Origin of the sequence: Pseudoalteromonas sp. SG43-7 (genome assembly GCF_014164295.1) — a bacterium.
In the GTDB taxonomy this organism is placed as follows: Bacteria; Pseudomonadota; Gammaproteobacteria; order Enterobacterales; family Alteromonadaceae; genus Pseudoalteromonas; species Pseudoalteromonas rhizosphaerae.
Map to the genome: position 1 here is coordinate 43320 of NZ_JACJEY010000022.1, position 22729 is coordinate 66048.

Annotated in this window: 18 protein-coding genes; 14 read left to right on the top strand and 4 right to left on the bottom strand. The window is 41.5% G+C overall.

Features of this window, described 5'->3' with window-relative positions; all coding sequences use genetic code 11:
• Positions 1 to 108 precede the first annotated feature (108 nt).
• From thrA to H5200_RS11820, 13 genes are all read left to right on the top strand, one after another.
• Complete coding sequence (gene thrA / locus H5200_RS11760) at positions 109 to 2526, top strand: bifunctional aspartate kinase/homoserine dehydrogenase I (protein ID WP_182761543.1); 2418 nt, start codon at positions 109 to 111, stop codon at positions 2524 to 2526.
• Between the two features lie 9 nt (positions 2527 to 2535).
• Positions 2536 to 3462: a homoserine kinase gene (gene thrB, locus H5200_RS11765; protein ID WP_182718313.1), complete on the top strand. Its 927-nt coding sequence runs from the start codon at positions 2536 to 2538 to the stop codon at positions 3460 to 3462.
• An 18-nt stretch (positions 3463 to 3480) separates the two neighbouring features.
• On the top strand, positions 3481 to 4764 hold the full coding sequence (thrC, locus tag H5200_RS11770) for a threonine synthase (protein WP_182761544.1): 1284 nt from the start codon (positions 3481 to 3483) through the stop codon (positions 4762 to 4764).
• Positions 4765 to 5499: 735 nt separating this feature from the next.
• Positions 5500 to 6756 (top strand): serine hydroxymethyltransferase, encoded by a 1257-nt coding sequence (gene glyA, locus H5200_RS11775; protein WP_145241140.1) that lies wholly within the window; start codon positions 5500 to 5502, stop codon positions 6754 to 6756.
• Positions 6757 to 6858: 102 nt separating this feature from the next.
• On the top strand, positions 6859 to 7308 hold the full coding sequence (gene nrdR, locus H5200_RS11780; RefSeq protein ID WP_016708083.1) for a transcriptional regulator NrdR: 450 nt from the start codon (positions 6859 to 6861) through the stop codon (positions 7306 to 7308).
• 1 nt (position 7309) lies between these two features.
• On the top strand, positions 7310 to 8452 hold the full coding sequence (ribD, locus tag H5200_RS11785; RefSeq protein ID WP_182761545.1) for a bifunctional diaminohydroxyphosphoribosylaminopyrimidine deaminase/5-amino-6-(5-phosphoribosylamino)uracil reductase RibD: 1143 nt from the start codon (positions 7310 to 7312) through the stop codon (positions 8450 to 8452).
• 12 nt (positions 8453 to 8464) lie between these two features.
• Entirely contained in the window at positions 8465 to 9118 is a 654-nt protein-coding gene (locus H5200_RS11790; protein WP_182761546.1) for a riboflavin synthase, read from the top strand.
• 29 nt (positions 9119 to 9147) lie between these two features.
• Positions 9148 to 10260: a bifunctional 3,4-dihydroxy-2-butanone-4-phosphate synthase/GTP cyclohydrolase II gene (gene ribBA, locus H5200_RS11795; protein WP_145241135.1), complete on the top strand. Its 1113-nt coding sequence runs from the start codon at positions 9148 to 9150 to the stop codon at positions 10258 to 10260.
• A 101-nt stretch (positions 10261 to 10361) separates the two neighbouring features.
• Positions 10362 to 10826 (top strand): 6,7-dimethyl-8-ribityllumazine synthase, encoded by a 465-nt coding sequence (gene ribE / locus H5200_RS11800; protein WP_145241133.1) that lies wholly within the window; start codon positions 10362 to 10364, stop codon positions 10824 to 10826.
• Between the two features lie 15 nt (positions 10827 to 10841).
• A complete protein-coding gene (gene nusB / locus H5200_RS11805) occupies positions 10842 to 11252 on the top strand; it encodes a transcription antitermination factor NusB (RefSeq protein WP_145241131.1) in 411 nt (136 codons plus the stop codon).
• Between the two features lie 44 nt (positions 11253 to 11296).
• Complete coding sequence (thiL, locus tag H5200_RS11810) at positions 11297 to 12271, top strand: thiamine-phosphate kinase (protein WP_182739780.1); 975 nt, start codon at positions 11297 to 11299, stop codon at positions 12269 to 12271.
• Positions 12268 to 12753: a phosphatidylglycerophosphatase A gene (locus tag H5200_RS11815; RefSeq protein WP_182761547.1), complete on the top strand. Its 486-nt coding sequence runs from the start codon at positions 12268 to 12270 to the stop codon at positions 12751 to 12753. Before thiL ends, H5200_RS11815 begins: the two co-directional genes overlap by 4 nt.
• Positions 12754 to 12782: 29 nt before the next feature.
• Positions 12783 to 15869 carry a ligand-binding sensor domain-containing diguanylate cyclase gene (locus H5200_RS11820; RefSeq protein WP_182739779.1) on the top strand — a complete coding sequence of 1029 codons (3087 nt, stop codon included), beginning with the start codon at positions 12783 to 12785 and terminating at the stop codon, positions 15867 to 15869.
• 124 nt (positions 15870 to 15993) lie between these two features.
• On the opposite strand, the gene H5200_RS11825 is transcribed toward H5200_RS11820, so the two are convergent.
• From H5200_RS11825 to H5200_RS11840, 4 genes are all read right to left on the bottom strand, one after another.
• The gene (locus H5200_RS11825) at positions 15994 to 18156 is read right to left on the bottom strand and encodes a hypothetical protein (RefSeq protein ID WP_179959160.1); all 2163 of its coding nucleotides are present in this window, start codon (positions 18154 to 18156) and stop codon (positions 15994 to 15996) included.
• A 397-nt stretch (positions 18157 to 18553) separates the two neighbouring features.
• Positions 18554 to 20419, bottom strand: a complete 1866-nt coding sequence (gene dxs, locus H5200_RS11830; protein WP_145241123.1) for a 1-deoxy-D-xylulose-5-phosphate synthase — start codon at positions 20417 to 20419, stop codon at positions 18554 to 18556.
• Positions 20420 to 20524: 105 nt separating this feature from the next.
• Complete coding sequence (gene ispA, locus H5200_RS11835) at positions 20525 to 21412, bottom strand: (2E,6E)-farnesyl diphosphate synthase (RefSeq protein WP_182718318.1); 888 nt, start codon at positions 21410 to 21412, stop codon at positions 20525 to 20527.
• Positions 21413 to 21415: 3 nt separating this feature from the next.
• On the bottom strand, positions 21416 to 21658 hold the full coding sequence (locus H5200_RS11840; RefSeq protein WP_145241119.1) for an exodeoxyribonuclease VII small subunit: 243 nt from the start codon (positions 21656 to 21658) through the stop codon (positions 21416 to 21418).
• Positions 21659 to 21959: 301 nt separating this feature from the next.
• Between H5200_RS11840 and pomA the strand changes: the two genes are divergently transcribed.
• A complete protein-coding gene (gene pomA / locus H5200_RS11845; RefSeq protein WP_145241117.1) occupies positions 21960 to 22727 on the top strand; it encodes a flagellar motor protein PomA in 768 nt (255 codons plus the stop codon).
• Positions 22728 to 22729 lie beyond the last annotated feature (2 nt).

Consider the following 22729-nt stretch of genomic DNA (forward strand, 5'->3'; position numbering starts at 1 on the left):
CACCATTCTTACTGGATAGTGGCATAGGTCGGTGCAACAAATTTAAAGGCCTGTGTTCACAACGAACACAGGCCTTTTTTCGTTTTATGGGATGAGGAAACATAAAAAATGCGAGTATTAAAATTTGGTGGGTCGTCACTTGCTGACTTTGCCTGCCTACAACAGGTAGCACAGTTAGTTAAAGCACAATTAAAAGACGAAATGTTATTGGTGCTATCCGCTCCAGGTGGCATGACCGATTCATTGGTTGCACTGGCAAGCGCTGCTGAACAAGGACTTGATTATGATACACAGTGGCACGCATTAATTGAGCGTTGCCAAAGCTTAAAAGCAGCCGTAGAAGCTGAATATGGTAGTGTTCAAAACTGGCCTGATTTAAACGAACTGCAAAATAAGCTAGCGGGTGTCAAACTCATCCAATGTTGTCCAGATCAAGTGCGTGCTTATGTTATTAGTTTTGGTGAGCGCATCAGTGTATCACTGATGCAGTGTTTATTAAGCTCACATAACGCCCACTACCTCGAAGCAACCGATTGCATTGTATCAACTAATGGTCATATTGATGCGGAAGCTGATCTAGTGGCGAGTAAAATTCGTTTTCAAACGGCTTTAAAAGCTAATCCTGCGACTATTTATATTATGCCTGGCTTTACAGCTAGCAACGAACAAGGCCAGCTAACTACACTGGGACGTAATGGCTCAGATTATTCAGCCGCAATTGCAGCAGCGTGTTTAGAAGCGCAAGTATGTCAAATTTGGACTGACGTTGATGGTGTGTACAGTGCTGATCCGCGTTATATCAAAAAAGCCACTAAAGTTGATTTTTTATCATATAAAGAAGCGATGGAGCTTTCTTACTTTGGTGCCAAAGTTCTCCATCCTAAAACAATTCTACCGTGCGCTAAAGCTGGCGTGCCGTGTGAAATTAAAAATACCCATAATCCGGATGCACAAGGATCACTGATCAGTAATGATAATGTGTCATCGGAGCCGGTAAAAGCGTTATCTAGTTTACAAAATCTTGCGATGCTAACGGTTTCAGGCCCCGGCATGAAAGGTAAAGTAGGCATGGCATCAAAAGTTTTTAATGCCCTTGCTCACGATAATGTTTCGATTGTACTGATCACTCAATCGTCATGTGAATTTAGTATCAGCTTCTGTGTCCATGAATCAGATTTGCCATTGGCTCTTGAGGCATTGCAAACTGCGTTTGAGCTTGAATCACAGGCGGGACTAATTGAACCTGTACAAGTGCAGCGTAATTTAGCAATCGTTACTTTAGTGGGTGATAATATGCGCGCTCATAAAGGCTTAGCTGCTAAATTTTTCGCATCACTCGCCCAAGCACAAGTTAACATTGTCGCTATTGCCCAGGATTCAACTGAAAGTGCAATTTCAGCAGTGATTGACGGCGAGCTGTGTAATGATGCTGTAAAAGTGTGTCACGAAAATTTCTTCACTCATATCCCATCAATTGATGTATTTTTATTAGGCTGTGGTTTAGTTGGCCAAGAACTTATTAAGCAGTTAGAGCGTCAGCAAGCATGGCTTGAAAAACGTAATATCAAACTAAACTTATATGGTGTTGCTAATTCACGTCAATTACATCTTGATAGCGAAGGAATTGCTTTTGACGATTGGCAGCAAAAGTTGGCAGCATCAGAACAACCGTTTGACCTCAAACTGGTTGAACAATTTGTTAGGCAAAATCATTTAATCAATCCAGTGCTGGTTGATTGTACGTCTTCAGATGCTTTAGCGGCTCAGTATGTAGACTTTTTGAATGCCGGTTTCCACGTTGTGGCTGCAAATAAAAAAGCCAATACAAGTTCATATGCTTATTACCAAGATTTAATTACAGCAACGCAAAAAAATAATCGTAAGTTTTTATACGAAACAAATGTCGGTGCAGGTCTTCCTGTAATCGATAACTTACAGTCACTGTTTGGTGCTGGCGATGAGTTACTTGAATTTAGCGGAATTTTATCCGGTTCATTGTCATATATGTTTGGCGCATTGCAAGATGGTTTATCACTGTCTGAGGCAACCATTAAAGCCAAAGAAAGTGGTTTTACTGAGCCAGATCCACGTGATGATTTATCGGGCACTGATGTCGCGCGTAAGTTATTAATTATTGCCCGCGAAGCAGGTATGAAATTAGAGTTGAGCGATATCGAAGTTGAATCAGTGCTTCCTCCGGGTTTTGCCCAAGGTGATAACGTTGACGAATTTATGGCTAAATTGCCAAGTTTAGATGCTGCGTTTAATGACCGTATTCAAAGTGCCGCAAGTGAAGGCAAAGTGTTGCGTTATGTCGGTACTATCAAACAAGGCCACTGCAAAGTAGGTATTGAAGCGGTAGATGAAAAGCATGCTCTGGCTGTTATTCGTGATGGCGAAAATGCCTTAGCAATTTTGAGTGCATACTATCAACCACGTCCATTTGTTATTCGTGGTTATGGTGCCGGCTCAGCAGTGACTGCGGCCGGGGTATTTGCTGACATTTTAAAAACGTTATCGCGCTAGGAGAGTATAATGATCGAAGTATATGCTCCAGCCTCAATCGGTAATTTTGCAGTTGGTTTTGATGCCTTAGGTGCTGCGCTTGCTCCTATTGATGGCACGTTATTAGGTGATGTTGTTGCGGTAAGTCCTAGCGAGCTTGACGAATTTATATGCTCTGGCGATTACGCAGATAAACTACCAAGCGATGCCAGTGAAAATTTAGCGTATCAGTGTTTAGTGCATTTTCGTGAACATGTAGCGCCAACAATGCCAAGCGTTAAACTGGAATTAAAAAAGAACTTACCAATTGGCTCGGGTCTTGGTTCAAGTGCTTGCTCTGTAGTAGCCACATTTGCGGCGCTGGATCAGTTTGCAGGTACTGCACTGAGCCAAGTGCAGTTAATTGAATTAATGGCTGATTTTGAAGCGATTGTCAGTGGCGGTCGTCATTACGACAATATCACTCCGTGTTACTTGGGTGGTTTGCAGCTTACTGGTGATTTAATTCCAAATAAATCAATTGCTTTACCGGTTGATGAGCGTTGGTATTACGTAGCGGCTTTTCCTGGTTTTTCACTTAATACCGCCAAAGCGCGTTCAGTGTTACCAAAACAGCTAAGTATGCATGCGAGCGTTGAATTTGCGCAGCGCTTATCAGCGTTTAGTACTTTATTGTTAACTAGCCGATTTGATGAAGCACTCTCTATCATGAGTGATGAAATAGCGGAGCCGCATCGTGCGCCACTGATCAATGGTTTTAGTGAAGCTAAAGCGGCGCTGCCAGAGTTTGGTGCTGAGATTGTCAGTATCTCAGGTGCTGGTCCTACATTATTTACCGTGTGCAAAACGCTTGAAGCTGCACAGCAATGCGCACAGTGGCTTGAACAAAACTATATTAATGAGCAAGGCTTCTGCCACATTTGTAAACTCGATAACGCCGGCACGCGTCAGCTATAAGAATTTAAGGAACTAATAATGCAATTACATAATTTAAAAGATGATTCTCAAAAAGTGTCGTTTGTTGAAGCGGTTAAAACAGGTTTAGGACGTAATCAAGGAGTATTTCTCCCTGAATCGCTCGCGCCTTTAGCTGATGTTGATAGTTTACTCGATATGGACTTTGTTACTCGTAGCAGTAAGATTTTATCGCATTTGATTGGTGATGAATTACCTGCTGATACGGTTGCACAAATGGTGCAAAATGCCTTTAACTTTCCGGTTAAATTAGTTGAAGTTGAAGACAATATTTATTGTTTAGAGTTGTTCCATGGGCCAACGCTTGCATTCAAAGACTTTGGCGGTCGCTTTATGGCTGAGTGCTTGGCACAATTTAGCCAAGGTGAAAAAACCACAATACTCACAGCAACCTCAGGGGACACTGGGGCAGCTGTTGCGCATGCGTTCTATAACAAGCCAAATATTGATGTGGTTATCCTGTATCCAAAAGGTAAAATCTCATTAGCACAGCAAAAATTGTTTACTACTTTGGGTAATAATATCCATTGCTACGCTGTAGATGGTAGCTTTGATGATTGCCAAGCGATGGTTAAAAATGCCTTTTTAGATGATGAAGTTAAATCTCGCTTAGGTTTAAATTCAGCTAATTCTATCAATATAAGTCGCCTTGTTGCACAAGTATGTTATTACTTTGAAGCAATAGCGCAATTACCAAAAGAGCAGCGCGCCAAAGCACATATCTCAATACCTAGTGGTAACTTTGGTAATGTATGTGCGGCGATGATCGGTGCGGTGATTGGTTTACCGGTCGCTAAACTTAGCGCTACAACCAATCAAAATGACACTGTACCGCGCTTTATCCTTGATAAAAACTGGGCGCCTAATGCCACAATCGAGTCATTGTCTAATGCCATGGATGTGAGTAAACCTAATAATTGGCCACGTGTACAAACCATGCTTGATAACAAATGGTTTAGTTATGATGATTTTTATTCAACTAGTGTTGATGAAAATGATACCCAAGCAGTGATGAAAAAAATTCATCAAACAGGCTATGTTGCTGAACCACATACAGCGATTGCTTATCAGGGCCTAAAAGCTAACTTAGCAACTGATTCTGCTGGTATTTTTCTGGCAACAGCGCATCCGGCTAAGTTTAAAGAAAGTGTTGAAGAGATTTTAAATATTGAACTTGAAATGCCAAAACCACTAGCTGATGCATTAGCTAAACCATGCTTAGCCGAAGATATCGCAGATGATTACGATATCCTGCGTGAAATATTATTAGCTAAACTAGGTTAGTTTTTACCCGCTCAGTAAAACTAAAAATAAACGGCATATGTGAAAGCAATGTCGTTTTTTATTGCTTTAAATTGTACTTAATAGCAGTAATGGAAAATTAAACTATTGAACGTGAACGGCGGTTTAGAACTCGTAAACAAAAAATTAAAATGGCTATAAGGCAGATCATAATCCCTGCAAGTATAACTAATTCATTCGCTACCCAATGGATTAGGAGTAATCCGCACATAAATAAAATAAATGGTTTAAATTCATAATAATAAAAGTGTTTGTTAACTTTAATGCGATTTACTTTATGATCTTTACGCCGTGAATTTGAGCGTAATCGCCAAATGTTGGCACCATTGAAGAATAAAAAAATACCAATGGCTGTTGGTAAAACAGTGCTGAAAAGTAAAATGCAAAGTCCGCCAACAATGACATAACAATAAGGAATTGATTCGTAGATAGGTTTAGCTAGCATAGTAAATTAGTTCATCATCCATGATTACATTGGTATCATAATAGTGTAAACAATCGCGAATGCAACAGATTAAGGTATAAATAATGTAAATGTTATTTGCTTTTATTCATTAAAATTTCTGATGCTTTAATAAAAAAATATCATTACAAAAACACTGTGAATTAAATTCAATCCCTGTTTAAATATGTTCATCTTTACACCATAGGCAAATTGACGTTTTCAGCGTATAATTCAGCCTTCAAAATACCATACACGTTGCCCTAGGAGCCCCCATGTTAGAACGTAGCATGAATATTTCGGATTTCGATCCAGAGTTATTTGAAGCAATCACTAAAGAGACTGCTCGCCAAGAAGAACACATCGAGCTTATCGCATCTGAGAACTACTGTAGCCCACGCGTACTAGAAGCGCAGGGTTCACAGCTAACAAACAAATATGCTGAAGGTTATCCGGGCAAGCGTTACTACGGTGGTTGTGAGCATGTTGACGTGGTTGAACAACTAGCGATTGACCGTGCAAACGAATTGTTTGGCTCAGATTATGCTAACGTTCAGCCTCACGCAGGTTCACAAGCAAATGCTGCTGTGTTCTTAGCTTTATTAGATGCTGGCGATACAGTGTTAGGTATGAGCTTAGCTCATGGTGGTCACTTAACGCATGGTTCACATGTAAGCTTCTCTGGTAAGCTTTATAACGCAATCCAATACGGACTTGACGAAGCGACTGGCGAGATTGATTACGCACAAGTTGAAGCACTTGCACTTGAGCACAAACCAAAAATGATCATCGGTGGTTTCTCAGCATACTCAGGTATTGTTGATTGGGCTAAATTCCGTGAAATCGCTGACAAAGTAGGCGCTTACTTGTTTGTTGATATGGCTCACGTTGCAGGCCTTATTGCTGCTGGTGTTTACCCAAGCCCAGTACCACATGCACACGTTGTTACTACAACTACGCATAAGACATTAGCTGGCCCTCGTGGTGGTTTGATTATTTCTGCTTGTGGCGACGAAGCTATTTATAAAAAGCTTAACAGTGCAGTATTCCCTGGTGGTCAAGGTGGTCCTTTATGTCACATTATCGCTGCCAAAGCAGTGGCATTTAAAGAAGCATTACAACCAGAGTTTAAAGTATACCAAACTCAAGTTGTGAAAAATGCTAAAGCTATGGTTGCAGTAATGCAAGAGCGCGGTTATAAGATCGTATCTGATAAAACAGAAAACCACTTGTTCTTACTTGATCTAATTGATAAAGACATCACTGGTAAAGACGCAGATGCGGCTTTAGGTAATGCTAATATCACCGTAAATAAAAACTCAGTACCAAATGACCCACGTTCACCGTTTGTAACGTCTGGTTTACGTATTGGTTCACCGGCAATCACACGCCGTGGTTTTAAAGAAGCAGAGTCTAAAGAGCTTGCTGGCTGGATCTGTGACGTACTAGACAACATCAACGATGAGTCAGTACAAGCACAAGTAAAAGAGAAAGTTAAAGCAATCTGTAAAAAATTACCTGTTTACGCTTAATTGAGTTACAAACAGTAATTTAGATCACAATAGCTTAGTTTTTTGCTATTATAAAGGCCGCCTAAAAGCGGCCTTTTTTGTTTTTAACGGAAGCTGATACCTATGCATTGTCCATTTTGCACCGCAAAAGATACCAAAGTGATTGACTCGCGTTTAGTGGGAGGTGGCCACCAAGTAAGGCGACGCCGTGAATGCAATGAATGTCATGAACGCTTTACTACCTTTGAAGGCGCAGAACTTGTAATGCCTCGGGTGATCAAACAAGACGGTAGCCGTGAACCTTTCAATGAAGATAAACTCCTTAATGGTCTACACCGTGCATTAGAAAAACGCCCCGTCAGTACCGAGCAAGTTGATGAAGTGGTCAATATTATTAAATCGCAATTACGTGCCACCGGCGAGCGTGAGATTTCCAGTCACCTGATTGGCGAATGCATTATGGAAGCGCTGAAAAAACTCGATAAAGTCGCTTACGTCAGATTTGCATCGGTATACCGTTCATTCGAAGATATTCGTGAATTTGGTGAAGAAATTGCCCGTTTGGGAGAGTGATATGAACCAATATCAGTTTAGCGAACAAGATTTCTCTTATATGACCCGAGCGATTGAGCTTGCCAAACAAGGATGCTTTACTACCACCCCAAACCCAAACGTTGGCTGTGTATTAGTAAAAAATGACGTTATTGTTGGTGAAGGTTTTCATCAAGTTGCCGGCCAAGGCCATGCTGAAGTGAATGCATTAGCAATGGCGGGTAGCCAAGCCTTTGGTGCAACTGCTTATGTCACGCTTGAACCTTGTAGCCATTTTGGTCGCACACCGCCGTGTGCCGAAGGTTTAAAAGCTGCTGGCGTGGTAAAAGTAATTGCTGCTATGGTTGATCCAAACCCGCAGGTGGCCGGTAAAGGTTTAGCTATTTTAGCGGACGCGGGCATTGAGGTTGCGTCAGGTTTGTTAGAACAACAAGCAAGGCTGTTAAACCGTGGCTTTTTAAAGCGCATGGAGCAAGGTATGCCATTTATTACCTGCAAAATGGCCGCAAGCCTTGATGGTAAAACGGCACTTAAAAACGGTCAAAGTAAATGGATAACGGGCCCTAAGGCTCGCCAAGATGTGCAACTACAGCGCGCACAAAGCTGCGCTATTTTAACCGGCGCGGACACTGTATTAGTTGATAATGCAAAACTCAATGTTCGTGTTGATGAGCTGCCAGAGCCGTTACCAACGCAATTACCTGTACGCCAACCTGTACGTATTATTATTGATTCACAAAGTCGTTTAACACCTGAGCTAGCATTATTTAGCATTGCCAGTGAAGTAATTATTCTTACCACTGAACTTGATAAATCGCAGCAATGGCCTCATTACGTAAGCCATATTGTAGTACCAGAAAAAAATAATAAAGTTGATTTAGAGGCTGCTATGAAACTTTTAGCGCAGCAACAGTTTAATCATATTTGGTTAGAGGCGGGGGCAACCTTAGCGGGCCAAATGACTGAATGTAATTTAATTGATGAATATATTGTTTATCTGGCGCCGAAGTTGTTAGGGAATGACGGCAAAAGCTTACTAAACTTTACAGAGCTGACAAGTATGCAGGACGTTGTTAATTTATCAATTAATGAGTGTGTGTGTATCGGTGACGATATTCGTATCACGGCGACACCACGCAAAGCCTCATCTAAACCAAATAATTAAAGAGTAACCACTATGTTTACTGGGATCATCGAAGCGACGGGCACTATTAGCGAGTTACAACAAAAGCAAGGCGATTTAGCTATCCGCATTAAAAGTAATAACCTTGATATGGCCGATGTAAATTTAGGCGATAGCATTGCAACTAATGGGGTTTGCTTAACGGTTGTGGCCAAGCACAGTGATGGATTTAGCGCTGACTTATCAAATGAGACGATCAGTTTAACGGGATTTTCTCACTATAAACAAGGGCAAACTGTAAACCTTGAGAAAGCCATGCAGCCAGTATCTCGTTTAGGTGGTCACTTAGTTTCAGGGCATGTTGATGGCATCGCGACTATTACCGCAATTACGCCTAATGCGCGTGCCGTTGAGTACTGGTTAAGCACCGATGTACAACTAATGAAATATATTCCTTATAAAGGCTCGGTATGCATTGATGGTATTAGCCTAACAGTAAATGCAGTAGCAGATAATAAATTTAAACTGACAATTGTGCCGCACACTAGTGAGCAAACAACTATTGCTGATTTTAAAGTAGGCACGCAAGTGAACTTAGAAGTAGATCAAATCGCGCGTTATTTAGAGCGTTTGATCAAAGGGGCAGAGCAGCCAGCTAGTTCAGATATATCGATGAGTTTACTCGCCCAAGCCGGTTTTATTAAATAAACGCACTCCACAACTTACACGAGCAGATTATGAATTTACACAGCGCACAAGAAATTATTGATGACATTAAAGCCGGTAAAATGGTTATTTTAATGGATGATGAAGACAGAGAAAATGAAGGCGATTTAATTATCGCAGCCGAGCACATTAGTGCTGAAGCGATCAATTTTATGGCCACTCATGGTCGTGGCTTAATTTGCCTAACAATGACTCAAGAGCGCTGTGAGCAACTTGATTTACCATTAATGGTAAAAAACAATGGTGCGGCATTTTCGACTAACTTTACGATGTCGATTGAAGCCTCGAAAGGTGTGACTACGGGGATTTCTGCTGCTGATCGCGCTCGTACTGTGCAAGCTGCGATTGCCAAAGGTGCTGTACCAAGTGATATCGTTCAACCTGGGCATATCTTTCCTATTATGGCACAACCAGGTGGCGTATTAACGCGTGCCGGTCACACTGAAGCCGGTTGTGATTTAGCCCGCTTAGCCGGCTTAGAGCCTTCATCAGTAATTGTGGAAATTCTTAATGCTGATGGCACCATGGCGCGTCGTCCTGATTTAGAAGTATTTGCTGAGCAACATAATATCAAAATTGGCACTATTGCTGATTTAATTGAATACCGTAACATGAATGAAACCACTATTGAGCAAGTGGCAAAATGTAAGTTGCCAACCGTACATGGTGAGTTTGACTTAGTTACTTATAAAGATACCATTGACGGCCAGTTACATTATGCGCTGTTAAATGGTGAGGTTAAAACGAATGAACCAACCTTAGTACGGGTTCATTTAAAAAGTACCTTCAATGATATTTTGTTATCTGATCGCAGTGCCGATAGAAGCTGGGGCTTGTCAGATGCCATGGCTTATATTGCAAAGCATCAAGGTGTGTTAGTTATTCTAGGTAAGCAAGAATGCACCGAAGAACTAGAAGCGACAGTCAAAGCGTTTGCTGCAGAAGATGCTGGTGAGACGGTAGCGCATCGTAAATTCCAAGGTACTTCACGCACCGTAGGCGTAGGGTCACAAATTTTAGCTGACTTGGGCATTGAAAAAATGCGTTTGATGAGCTTACCTAAAAAGTACCATGCGTTATCGGGCTTTCACTTAGAAGTGGTTGACTACGTAGAGCCACAATAAGCACAACGCTTAAACTAGGCTATTATTTTATTTATATGGTATGATGCGCAGCAATTTTTGCGCAATCGCAACCGCTTGAACTTATTTTTTAGGGTTATCGAATGAAAATTATTGAAGGTAATAAATACGCTCCTGGCAAGAAATTCGCTATCGTTATTTCTCGTTTTAATGACTTTATTGGTAGCAGCCTATTAGCTGGTGCTGTTGATGAATTAAAACGTACTGGTGGTGTATCTGATGATGATATTACCGTAGTTTATGTACCAGGTGCGGTAGAATTACCTTTAGCGGCGAAACGCGTTGCAGCAAAAAAAGAGTATGATGCAATCATCGCTTTAGGCGTTGTGATCAGAGGTGGTACACCACATTTTGATCTTGTCGCTGGCGAATCAAATAAAGGCTTAGCGCAAGTGTCGCTTGAGTATGATATCCCGATTGCATTTGGCGTATTAACCACTGAAAGCATTGAGCAAGCGATTGAACGCGCTGGCACTAAAATGGGCAACAAAGGCGGCGAAGCTGCTTTAGGCGCACTTGAAATGGTTAATGTGTTAGATAAAATTTAAGTTTAAGGAATTTTTGTGAAACCAGCAGCAAGACGTAAAGCACGTATCTTAGCACTTCAAGCCGTTTATTCTTGGCAATTAAGTGGCAATGCCATTGCCGATATCGAACAACAAATGTTGATCGAAAACGATGTGACTAAAATTGATGTTGAATACTTTAAAGATCTTTCGCGTGGTGTTGCTATAAATCATAAGCAACTAGACGAAGCAGTATCGCCACATTTAACTCGTCCATTTAACGAGTTAGACCAAGTTGAACGCGCTATTTTACGTTTAAGCAGCTATGAGCTGAAATTCCGTGAAGATGTACCTTATAAAGTTGCTATCAACGAAGGTATTGAGCTTGCTAAGATATTTGGCGCTGAAGACAGCCATAAATTTGTTAATGGTGTACTTGATAAAGCGGTAAAGCATTTACGTAAGTAATGCGACCGTAAAAGGAGAGCCGGCATAGGCCGGCTTTTTTGTGTATGAAGGAATTTGAATTAATAAATCGCTACTTTAAAGGTCGTGGCATAATTCGTCGCGATGTTAATTTAGGGATTGGTGACGATTGTGCATTGGTTACTGTTCCTGAAAATTGTCAGTTAGCGATTACCACCGATACACTGGTAGCAGGCGTACACTTTTTTGATGACATCGATCCGCGTGCATTAGGCCATCGTGCTCTTGCCGTAAACTTAAGTGATTTAGCTGCTATGGGGGCTGAGCCTACGTGGGTTTCGGTTGCTTTAACGTTGCCAAATATTGATGTTGAGTGGCTGGAAGAATTCACCGAAGGCATGCATGAAATCGCAGAGTATTTTAATGTGCAAATCATTGGTGGCGATACCACGCAAGGGCCGTTAACAATTACTATTTGTGCTAAAGGTACAGTGCCTGCAGGTAAAGCACTGCGCCGAAGCGGTGCTAAAGTAGGTGACTGGGTTTATGTTACAGGGCCGCTAGGTGATGCCGGGCTTGCGATTGAAGCTCGTAAGCAAGAGATTAAGATTGCTCCAGAGCACTTAAGGTACGTTAATCAACGATTTGATTACCCAACTCCGCGTGTTGCTGCGGGGCAAGTATTACGCGGTTTAGCATCATCAGCGATTGATATCTCAGATGGTCTATTGGCAGATCTTGGGCATATTTTAGCTCTGTCGCAAGTTAGCGCTTGTATTGATGTGAATAAAATACCAACCTCGGATGCATTGCGTGCTACTTTAGAACGAGATCAACAACTGCCGTTTATCCTCAATTATGGCGATGACTATGAGTTGTTATTTACGGTACCTGATAGCAATAAAAGTATGCTGGAAATGAAATTGCGCCAGTATGGTGTAGATGCAGCCTGCATTGGACAAATAAAAAGTGGTGAAGGCGAGGTTGAGCTGATGCTCGATGGCGAAAAATTAGCATATGATGATGCTGGTTTTGAACACTTCACCAAGGAGTCGGTTTGAATAAACCTGCATTATTTAATTTAAAGCGCCCTCATCAATTTTTTGGTTTGGGCTTTGGTTTAGGGTTAGCGCCTAAAGCGCCGGGTACGTTTGGTACCTTTGCTGCGCTACCGTTTATTTTTACTACTATGTATTTCCCGCTGTGGTTACAAATTGTATTTGCGGTAGTTATTAGTATTATTGGTATATGGGCATGTGGCAAAACCGCTGATGATCTGGGAGTACATGATCATCCCGCGATTGTATGGGATGAAGTTGCCGGATTTTACATTACCATGATCGGAGCTGCATTAAGTTGGCAGTCTTTGTTAGTGGGTTTTTTGTTATTTCGTTTTTTTGATATCGCTAAACCAGGTCCTATTCGCTTTCTTGATAAGCGGGTTCATGGTGGTGTAGGTATTATGGCGGATGATGTTTTAGCTGGTATATTTTCTTTAATTTGTGTTCAGGCATTGTTTAAAATGGGTTATTTGCCCTTTTAACCTTAGTTTTGCAACGAGGTATTGACGTTATGATGCGATTTTTATTGGTTATTATTGTGCTGTTCTGCAGTATGCCAAGTAAGGCGTCAATTACCGACTATGTTGTAAAACAATGGAATATGCAAAATGGCTTACCATCGCAGTCACTTAAAAGTGTCGTGCAAGATAAGCAAGGCTATATGTGGCTGGGAACTCAGTTTGGCCTCAGTCGCTTTGATGGCAATACATTCACTAATTACAACACCTTAAATAGTAATTTCTTACCCAGTAACGGCATTAATAAATTACTAGTCGATAGCGAAGGCTATTTATGGATTGGTACTAAAGATGGTATTGTGGTCATCGATCCCACCACTATGGCAGCGCAAGAGTTTAGTGTAAAAGGCCCTGTACGCGATGTTATCGAAGATGCGAAAGGCAGTATTTGGATAGCAGCGAATGGCCTGTACTTTGTATCTCGCAATCAGATCAATGTCAGCGCAGTGCATGACTTACTAGTCCCTGTAATGAGTGCCAGTTCAGTAAAGCAGATTGTTGGTACTGTCAGTCAGCTGGCATTATCGCCAGAAGGGATCTGGCTGGTGAATGAACGATACTTGCTACGGTTAACTAATTCCTCCTCTGATTTTGCAAAATTACGCTTAGAACTAACTGCTAAGGTATCTATACCTGAGCGTTTAGCACAAACGATTATTCATGATTTAGCATGGCTGGAAGGCAACTTATATTTAGCGTCAGAGCTCGGTGCTTACTTTTTAGATTTAGATGACGAGTTAAGGCCCTTTCCACTGCCCAATGCGAATAACTCAGCGGTTTATAAATTTATGAGTGACTCAAATGGAGCACTGTGGATTTCGACCTATGGGCGCTTACTGTTTCGAGACAACTCCGGCGATTGGCAATGGGTTGAACCGAGCCAACTTGACCAAAGTATTTGGTTTGCTGATTTATATCGCGATAATGATAATAATATTTGGCTTGCGAGTTTTAGTGAAGGATTATGGCTTGCGCACGAAGGCCGAATAGAACGTCACTCAGCTATATCACAAATGACCGAAGCGGTTATGGCCATTAGCCAAGCGCCCGATGGGAGATTGTGGGTCGCTAACCGCAGTGGTGTAGGCTACTTTGATTTAGATAAAAACTTTATCAATCAAATCCCAAGTAATCAATACGGACGTGCAGCCGTGCATGATTTACAGTTTGATGGCTCACGTTTATATATCGCCACTGGACGTGGTGTGTATATTTATGAAAACAACACCTTGTTCACTGTCCCTGGACGCGCTTTAAAAGATAACCCGGTGTTTGCGATTAGTCGCTCCAGCAAAGGAGGCTTTTGGCTTGGTACTGGCCGGGGTATGTATCGGCTTAGTTACGGTGGTTTAACCCCATTTGCTTATAACGCATTTTTAGGCAGTAAGTTTATTACTTATGTCGTTGATGAAGCTAATTTTGGTTTAATTGGCACTAGCAAAGGCGCTTACTACTTTACTGATCGTGGTATTGAAAAAATTGGCGATCAAACGAGTCTTGAAAGTGCTTATGTTACAAGCATCTTAAACATTGATGGAGTTGGTATATTAATCGGCTCATTAAATGATGGTTTATTTTATCGAAGCACACAAGGGCATTGGCGTCAGTTAGATGCTACCAATGGCTTACCTTACGGTTCTATTTTTAGTTTACGTTATGATGAAAAGCTCAAGCGCATATGGGTTAGTACCATGAAAGGTGTCTACCGAATGCCGGTTGAACAGTTTAGTACCGATATTGAAAGCTTAAAAGTAGAGCAGGTTATTTCGTCATACGATCGTCAACTTGACGGTAAGGCCAGCCAGTGTTGTACCGGCCTTGGCCATGACGCTGTGGCGGAGTTAGGTAATTCAATGTGGTATCCGAGCCTACAGGGGGTCGTGGAGATCCCTAAGGATATTGAGCTGTTTGGCGTTAAACCATTACAGCCAAAGGTTGAGAGTTTAAATACTGGGATACGTAAACTTGCAACAGCTGCATTAGGGCGTAATCCTGAATTAGAAATCGATGAACGTGATATCACCCTTAAATATACAGCGATAGACTATTATGCACCGACCAGTATTGAGTTTCGCTATCGTTTAACTGGTTTAGACAGCGATTGGCGTTATGCTAATACCCGTCGTGAAGCTATTTATACCAATTTACCGCCTGGTGCATTTTTGTTTCAACTTGAGGCTAAACGACAAGGTGAAGGCTGGCAGAAGGCGCAACGTACGGAATATTCATTTGTGGTACCAAGACGGTTTGATGAAACAATTTATTTTCGGTTGTTGATCACTGGTAGTTTTATTTTATTATTTTATTTAGTGTTTTGGGTATTTAGAAAGCAAGAGCGCCGTAAGCAAACCGCGCTTGAAAGTCTGATCACAGAGCGCACCGGGGAGCTGCGCCAAGCTAATGATAAGCTAAATCAAGTTAACTCACAGCTAAAGCTTATGAGTCACTCAGATGAACTTACTGGGCTGAGAAGCCGTCGCTTCTTATTTGATCAACTACCAAAAGATATAGAGCACTTTCAGCGTAACTCACAATCATTACAAGCGCAGGGGAAATCCTTGGTGTTGCTAATCATTAATTTTGATAATTTTAGCCGCATTAATGACGCTTATGGACCGATTGGTGGTGATAGTTGTTTGCAGCAAATGGCTGCATTGCTTAACTCTCGTACCCAAGGATCTGATTATGTTGCCCGTTGGAGTGGTGATGAATTCTTGTTACTGCTACGTGACTTTAAACGCACTGCAATCGATAGTTATGTTGCACAGCTGTGTAAAGTAATTGCTGATCACACATTTAAGTTGCCCAGTGGTGACAGTATAAACTTGACTGCATCGATTGGCTTTTCATTTTACCCATTACCATTATTAGGTGGTCAGGTTATTGGTTGGGAAACCTCTGTCAACTTAGCGGATATCGCGCTACATCAAGTTAAAAAGCGCGGTGGCGATGGTGTTGCAAACATCACCTTTGATGAACAATTAGATGCCTTTGAGTTTGAGCAAACCAACAATGTTGAGCAACAACTGAGTGTATTACAAGCTAATGGTTTAGCAGATATCAAAGTGTGGATGCGCTAATTGGCTAATTATGCGTTTGCTTATTCTAAGACTGCTGTTAGTTAAAGATAAGAAATGCCTTAACTCGAAAAGTTAAGGCATTGGGAGGCCAACTAAAGGCAGTTAATTTAACTGTCCTTGATGGTTAGCGATTTAGCCAGCTTGGTAAAATAGCAACAGACTCAGGAGCTGTGAATGAGTAGCTTACGCTGGCTGCAATATCACCGCTGGGGCTATTGAGAATATTATCAAACCGCATGACTAAGCCATTTGATTTTTCGGCTACGTATAAATGATTGCCGGTAAACATAATATCGACAGGATTACCGAGCATGGTTGCAGGTCCGGCGATATTGACACTGACATTGTTCAAACCTGATCCGGTTCCTGCATTATTTAATACAAACAATTTACCATCAGTGGCGTCAGCGGCACTGCCTACATCTGAGACAATTAATGAGTCACTTAGTGGATCGTAATCAATGCCATGTATATTGGTAGGGGCTGGGAATGCGACTCCTGCTGTTGCGGGTGTAATTAAGCGATCTTCCCCGGTTACAGTGCTCATACCCGCCATTAGCTTGCTTTTAACTTCATCAAAAACAGCAATAGTCCCATTGGTTAATGCCACAAATGCTCTATCAGTAGTGACATCATAGTCAACATCCCATGGACGTGCACCACCGCTTGCTGTGAGCGTCAAAAGGGGCGTTACATCACCCGTAGTACATGTTGAGAATATTAATATTCCCGGTGTTGTGGCATTGTTTTCAGCGACAAAAATCATTCCACTGTCTGATGCTACATCAATACCTTTTGGCGAGATTAGGCCGGTATTACTGCCGCTGATGATAGAATCTTGGCTTAGTGTAAATACCTCGCCATCACGGTGCATCGCGACTTTATTGGAAATAACAATTCCACCTACAGAGGTTGTGCTGTTATCAAAGCTCGCATAGCTGTTACCGGCTTTATCAAAGGCAACACTTTCGATTGTTTGACTTGCATTATAACTGCCAATTTCACTTGTTAACTGTGCATTTAGACGTGAAATTTGTCCTGTTGTAGGGCCTGCCGCGCTTGGATTACTGCTTACAGCAATACCCATCAATGGCATATTAGTCATATAACTGTCAGATACATCAGGCATATCATTATGCATCACTGTTGCGGTTATTGACTCTGGCTTAATCGTTGCGGTGACGCTATCTGGACTAATGTCACCACTGACGCCATTAAAGATATTGCTAAATACCAGAATTGCATCATTAGATTTTTCTGCAACGCGTAAGTCGCTACCAGTCAGGCTGATATCCACAGGGTTACCAAGCATAGTAGCAGGGCCAGCGATACTGCGAGCAACCGTGGTATTGCCAGTAGCAAGGGATGCGTTGTTGATCACAAATAATGCGCCGTCGGTTGCATCACTGGCACTGCCGACGTCAGAAAGTACTAATTTATTTGTATCAGCATCATAAACGATACCATGAATATTAACGGAAACTTTGTTACCGCTTGCATCACTGGGTGTGATTGTACGAGTTGCCATAGCGGTAAAGCCACCATCTACATAATTATCGTATACTGCAACATCACCATTAGTGAGTGCCACATATAAGCGATCGTTTATATCATCGTATGTTACATCCCACGGTTTTGCGTCTGTAACTGTACTAGCTAAAGGCGCTGCATTTCCTGCGGCGGTAGCACCAAAGACAGTGATCTGCATGGCATTAAAGTCAGCGGCAAAAATGAGTCCGCGCTTATTTGATATATGAATACCTTTGGGATTGACTAACGTAGTGTTGCTGCCGGTAATGGTACGATCACGATTACTGTCAAACATACCCCCATCGGCACGGCTTAATACTTGGCAAACGGTGCTAAGAGCGCCATTACCAGAATCGCTGGCTTGAATTAAATTACCTAAGCTATCAAATGCAACACCTTCATTTGCACCACTATTAAATGTTTTTAACTTTGCAGCATTTTGATTAATCAAATCAACGGTGCCTGCATTATCAGCACCATTATTAGCCAAAATAAAAGTTGCGGCTGCAAATCCTGGAGTACCATCTGATCCATTCGTGCCATCGCTACCATTTGTACCATCAGCACCATTACTACCATCGACGCCGTCCATGCCCATTTCACCTTGCGGGCCTACAGCACCATCTTTTCCATCATCGCCACTACAGCCGGTTAAGCCAATCAAAATTGCTAGAGTAAGCGCAGACAAACAAAGTTTACTGGTCATTAATTGTGCGTGAATAGATTTGGTGCTTTCGCCTGATTTTAACGTTTTCATAACTTGTACCTTCTTAAATATTCCATCAAATGTGAACATACAAAGAGCTTGGCTTAAAACAGCTTATACCAATCGTGTTAAGTTGTTAGTCATTTATAGCGACGGATAAATAGAGTGATAACAAGGCATAAATTTTTATATGTAGTTGTTCTACATGAAAAATTCATAACGCCGTTAGCGCTTTATTTAGCACGCTAGAAAGGCTAAATATTTAAGTCGATTGGTATTATATAAAAGCGTGAACACTTTGCTCACGAGCTAACCTCAGTGAATAAACGTGGCAGGGAAATAATTGGATGCAAGAAAGTTGAAAAAAAAGTGAGATTTTTTTAAATGTTTGAAAATAAATAATAAAGGAGCCTACGCTCCTTTGTTATTTTATTAACTTAAACTTTGGTTACTTAGTAATAAAGTTTTTTATGCTATCGAGTATACCTTGTGAGCCTAAGCCCATTTCATCGTGCATTTGCTCTTGCGTGCCATGCTTGATGAATTCATCGGGAATGCCTAAATTTAGGATGCTTACTGTTGCTTTGATAGCTGCTAAATATTCATTAACAGCAGAGCCTGCACCACCAACAATCGCGTTATCTTCAAGGGTTACAATGACGTCATGATCGGCTAATAAAGTGTCGATTAGTGCGCTATCAAGAGGTTTAACAAAACGCATATCAACGAGGCTGGCATTTAATTCATTGACTGCCAGTTGAGCGTTTTCAAGTAAAGTACCAAAGGATAAAACTGCGATTTTAGCACCTTGTTTAATCACACGACCTTTACCAATTTCAAGCTCAGTCATTTGCTCGCAGATTTCAGTTGTGCCAGCACTACCACGAGGATAACGAACTGCAACAGGGCTGTTACAACGATAACCAGTGTACAGCATTTGCCGACATTCATTAGTATCACTCGGTGCCATGATAATCATATTGGGGATACAACGGATAAAGCTTAAATCGTATGCGCCTTGATGAGTTTCGCCATCAGCACCAACAATACCAGCACGGTCAATTGCAAATAACACGGGTAAGTTTTGCAGAGCAACATCGTGAATAAGCTGATCGTAGGCACGTTGTAAAAAGCTTGAATAAATAGCGACAACTGGTTTTAAGCCTTCGCAGGCAAAACCTGCGGCTAAAGTAACCGCGTGTTGCTCGGCAATGGCAACATCAAAATATTGCTCAGGGTATTCTTTTGAAAAACGCACCATGCCTGAGCCTTCACGCATAGCCGGGGTGATTGCCATAAGCTTTTCATCTTGACTTGCCATGTCACACAACCAATCGCCAAATACTTTAGAAAAAGTCGCAGCGCCTGGTTTTGATTTTGGTAGGCTGGAAATCGCAGGGTCGAACTTAGGTACGCCGTGATAGCCTATTGGATCTGCTTCTGCTGGTTTATAGCCTTTACCTTTCTGGGTTTTGATATGCAGTAACTGCGGCCCTTTTAGGTTACGCATATTGCGCAGTGTATCAACCAACATGTTTACATCATGACCATCAATTGGGCCAATGTAATTTAAGCCTAACTCTTCAAAAAAGGTGCCTGGGATAACCATGCCTTTTAAGTGCTCTTCCATGCGGCTGGCTAATTCTTTTACTGGTGGCACGCCAGATAGCAGCTTTTTACTACCTTCACGAATGTTAGTGTAAAAACTGCCTGATAAGATACGAGCGAAATGATTAGTAAGTGCACCGACATTTTCAGAAATCGACATTTCGTTATCGTTTAATATGATCAGCATGTCAGATTTAACATCACCTAAGTGATTCATTGCTTCAAACGCCATGCCCGCGGTAATCGCACCATCACCAATAACCGCTACTGTTTTTCGTCCTTTGCCTTCTTTTTGCGCCGCAATTGACATGCCTAAAGCAGCAGAGATCGAGGTGCTTGAATGGCCAACACTAAAAGTGTCGTAGTGGCTTTCTTCACGAAATGGAAACGGATGTAAACCGTCTTTTTGGCGGATCGTGTGCATTTGATCACGGCGCCCTGTGAGAATTTTATGTGGGTATGCTTGATGGCCTACATCCCATACTAAGCGATCTTCAGGGGTGTTATATACATAATGAAGCGCTACAGTAAGCTCAACTGTGCCTAAACCTGATGCTAAGTGACCACTACTTTGCGAGACTGAGTTTAGTAAGTAATCACGTAACTCATTACTAAAAGCAGGTAATTTGTCTTGCGCTAAATCACGCAACTGGGCTGGTTCGTCAACCAAACCTAATAATGGATACTTGCTACTATCAAGTGTCATGATTTTTAATACATCCTTCGCTAACCAGAGGTCATTATAGCGTAATATTACTCTGATTCTTTAGTTATTTTGTACATCATTACTTGCTCAAGCTAGAGCCTAGAATTAATAATCGCGTTCAACAATATATTTTGCCAAGTTTTCTAGCTCAGAAGTGTCAGCATCTATTGCTGCTAACGCATCGAGTGCGCATTTTAGTAATGATTGTGCTTTTTGTTTTGCACCTGTAAGCCCAAGTAGAGCAGGGTAGGTCGCTTTATTTGCTGCAACATCGGAGCCTTGTGGTTTACCTAAGACTTGGGTATCACCTTCGATATCAAGAATATCGTCTTGCACCTGAAAAGCCAGCCCAATTGCATCACCAAACTGTTTTAATTGTAATAATGTTTGTTGATTTGTATCAGCTGCGCATAATGCACCTAAAGTAATTGCACAATTTAACAAAGCACCTGTTTTTAATTTATGGATACGTTCGAGCTCAGCTAAATTGACTAATTTGTCAGTCGCTGCAATATCCAGTGCTTGACCACCGACCATACCTTCAATACCCGATGCTTTGGCAAGTGCTGCAATCATTTTTAACTGTTGCTGTGCAGGAACGTTAAATGAATGGTTAGCAATTAAATCAAACGCTAATGTTTGCAGCGCATCACCGGCTAAAATAGCATGAGCTTCGCCATAGACAATATGGCAAGTCGGTCTACCACGTCGCAGGTCGTCGTCATCCATCGCGGGTAAATCATCATGAACTAACGAATAACTATGAATACATTCAATAGCAGCAGCCAACACGTCTAAATCTTGTTTATTTGCGCCAAGCATTTTTCCCGTGGCATACACTAAAAATGGTCGTAATCGTTTACCGCCATTTAAAACGCTGTAGTGGGTGGCTTGTTTGATGCTGTGCTCGGTATCGAGCGGTTGCTCAAAATACCGATTGAGAGTGGCTTCAACATCTTGTTGAGCACATTTTATTTGCTCTGTTATTAACACCCGTTATTCCAAATCATTATCAAAGTTAGTAAGTGGTGACTGACTATCACTACCCATTAAAATAGCTACTTTTTGTTCAGCTTGTTGTAACTTACTTGAAGATGCGCCGGCTAAAGCAATACCGCGTTCAAACTGTTTTAATGATTGCTCAAGGGAAAGCTCTCCTTGCTCCATTTCTGTGACGATTAAGGATAATTCATCAAGCGCTTGCTCGAAGCTTAGGTTCTCTGGTTTTTTCGTCGCCATACTGATTTAACTTAGATGATAGAAATGTGAGGCCAATTTTAGGGGGAATGCTAAACTAGGTCAAAGGGTGATGCATTTTTTTTGAATAATTAATTGTTTTCTTGCCACTTTTAATTATTTATACCTTTACTTAAGCCTTGCAGGTTATCAATGGTAGCTTAAAATGCTAAACAGGGTTGAAAACTTTCATTTCATTTTTTTCATTAAATGGTTTAAGTAATTCAATAGATTGCCGATAAGCTGTTAATAATAAAAATTTGTTGCTGGTAGCAACAAAGCATCGATTCCTCTGGAGGGGTAAGTGGATTTAGCAACCATTATAGGTATTCTCGGAGCTATTGGTCTTATTGCTATGTCAATGGTACTAAGTAGTGGCGGCGAAGTGGCTATGTTTTATAACACGCCATCGGTGGTTATTGTTTTCGGTGGTTCGATTTTTATAGTGTTATCAAACTATACGATGAGTCAATTCCTCGGTATCGGTAAAGTCGCGGCTAAAGCCTTCATGTTCAAAATAGAGTCACCTGAAGAGCTTATCGAAAAAGCAGTTGAACTTGCAGACTCGGCCCGTAAAGGCGGATTTTTAGCACTTGAGGAAGCAGAAATACCCAATGCGTTTATGCGTAAAGGGGTTGATATGCTTGTTGACGGTCATGACGCTGATGTTGTTCGTGCCACCTTGCAAAAAGATATTTCTCTTACTTCTACTCGTCATGAATCGGGGGCCGGTTTGTTTAAAGCGCTTGCCGATATTGCGCCTGCGATGGGTATGATAGGTACTTTGATTGGTCTAGTTGCGATGTTGTCGAATATGGATGACCCTAAAGCGATTGGTCCTGCGATGGCGGTAGCGCTTTTAACAACATTATATGGTGCGTTTTTAGCAAACGTGGTGGCAATTCCTATCCAAGTAAAATTGGAATTGCGTAAAGACGAAGAAGCAATGAATCAGCGGCTAATTTTAGATGCGGTATTAGGTATACAAGATGGCCAAAACCCAAAAGTCATCGAAGGTATTTTGAAAAACTACCTCGCTGAATCAAAACGAAAAGTGGATACTGAGGAGTAAGC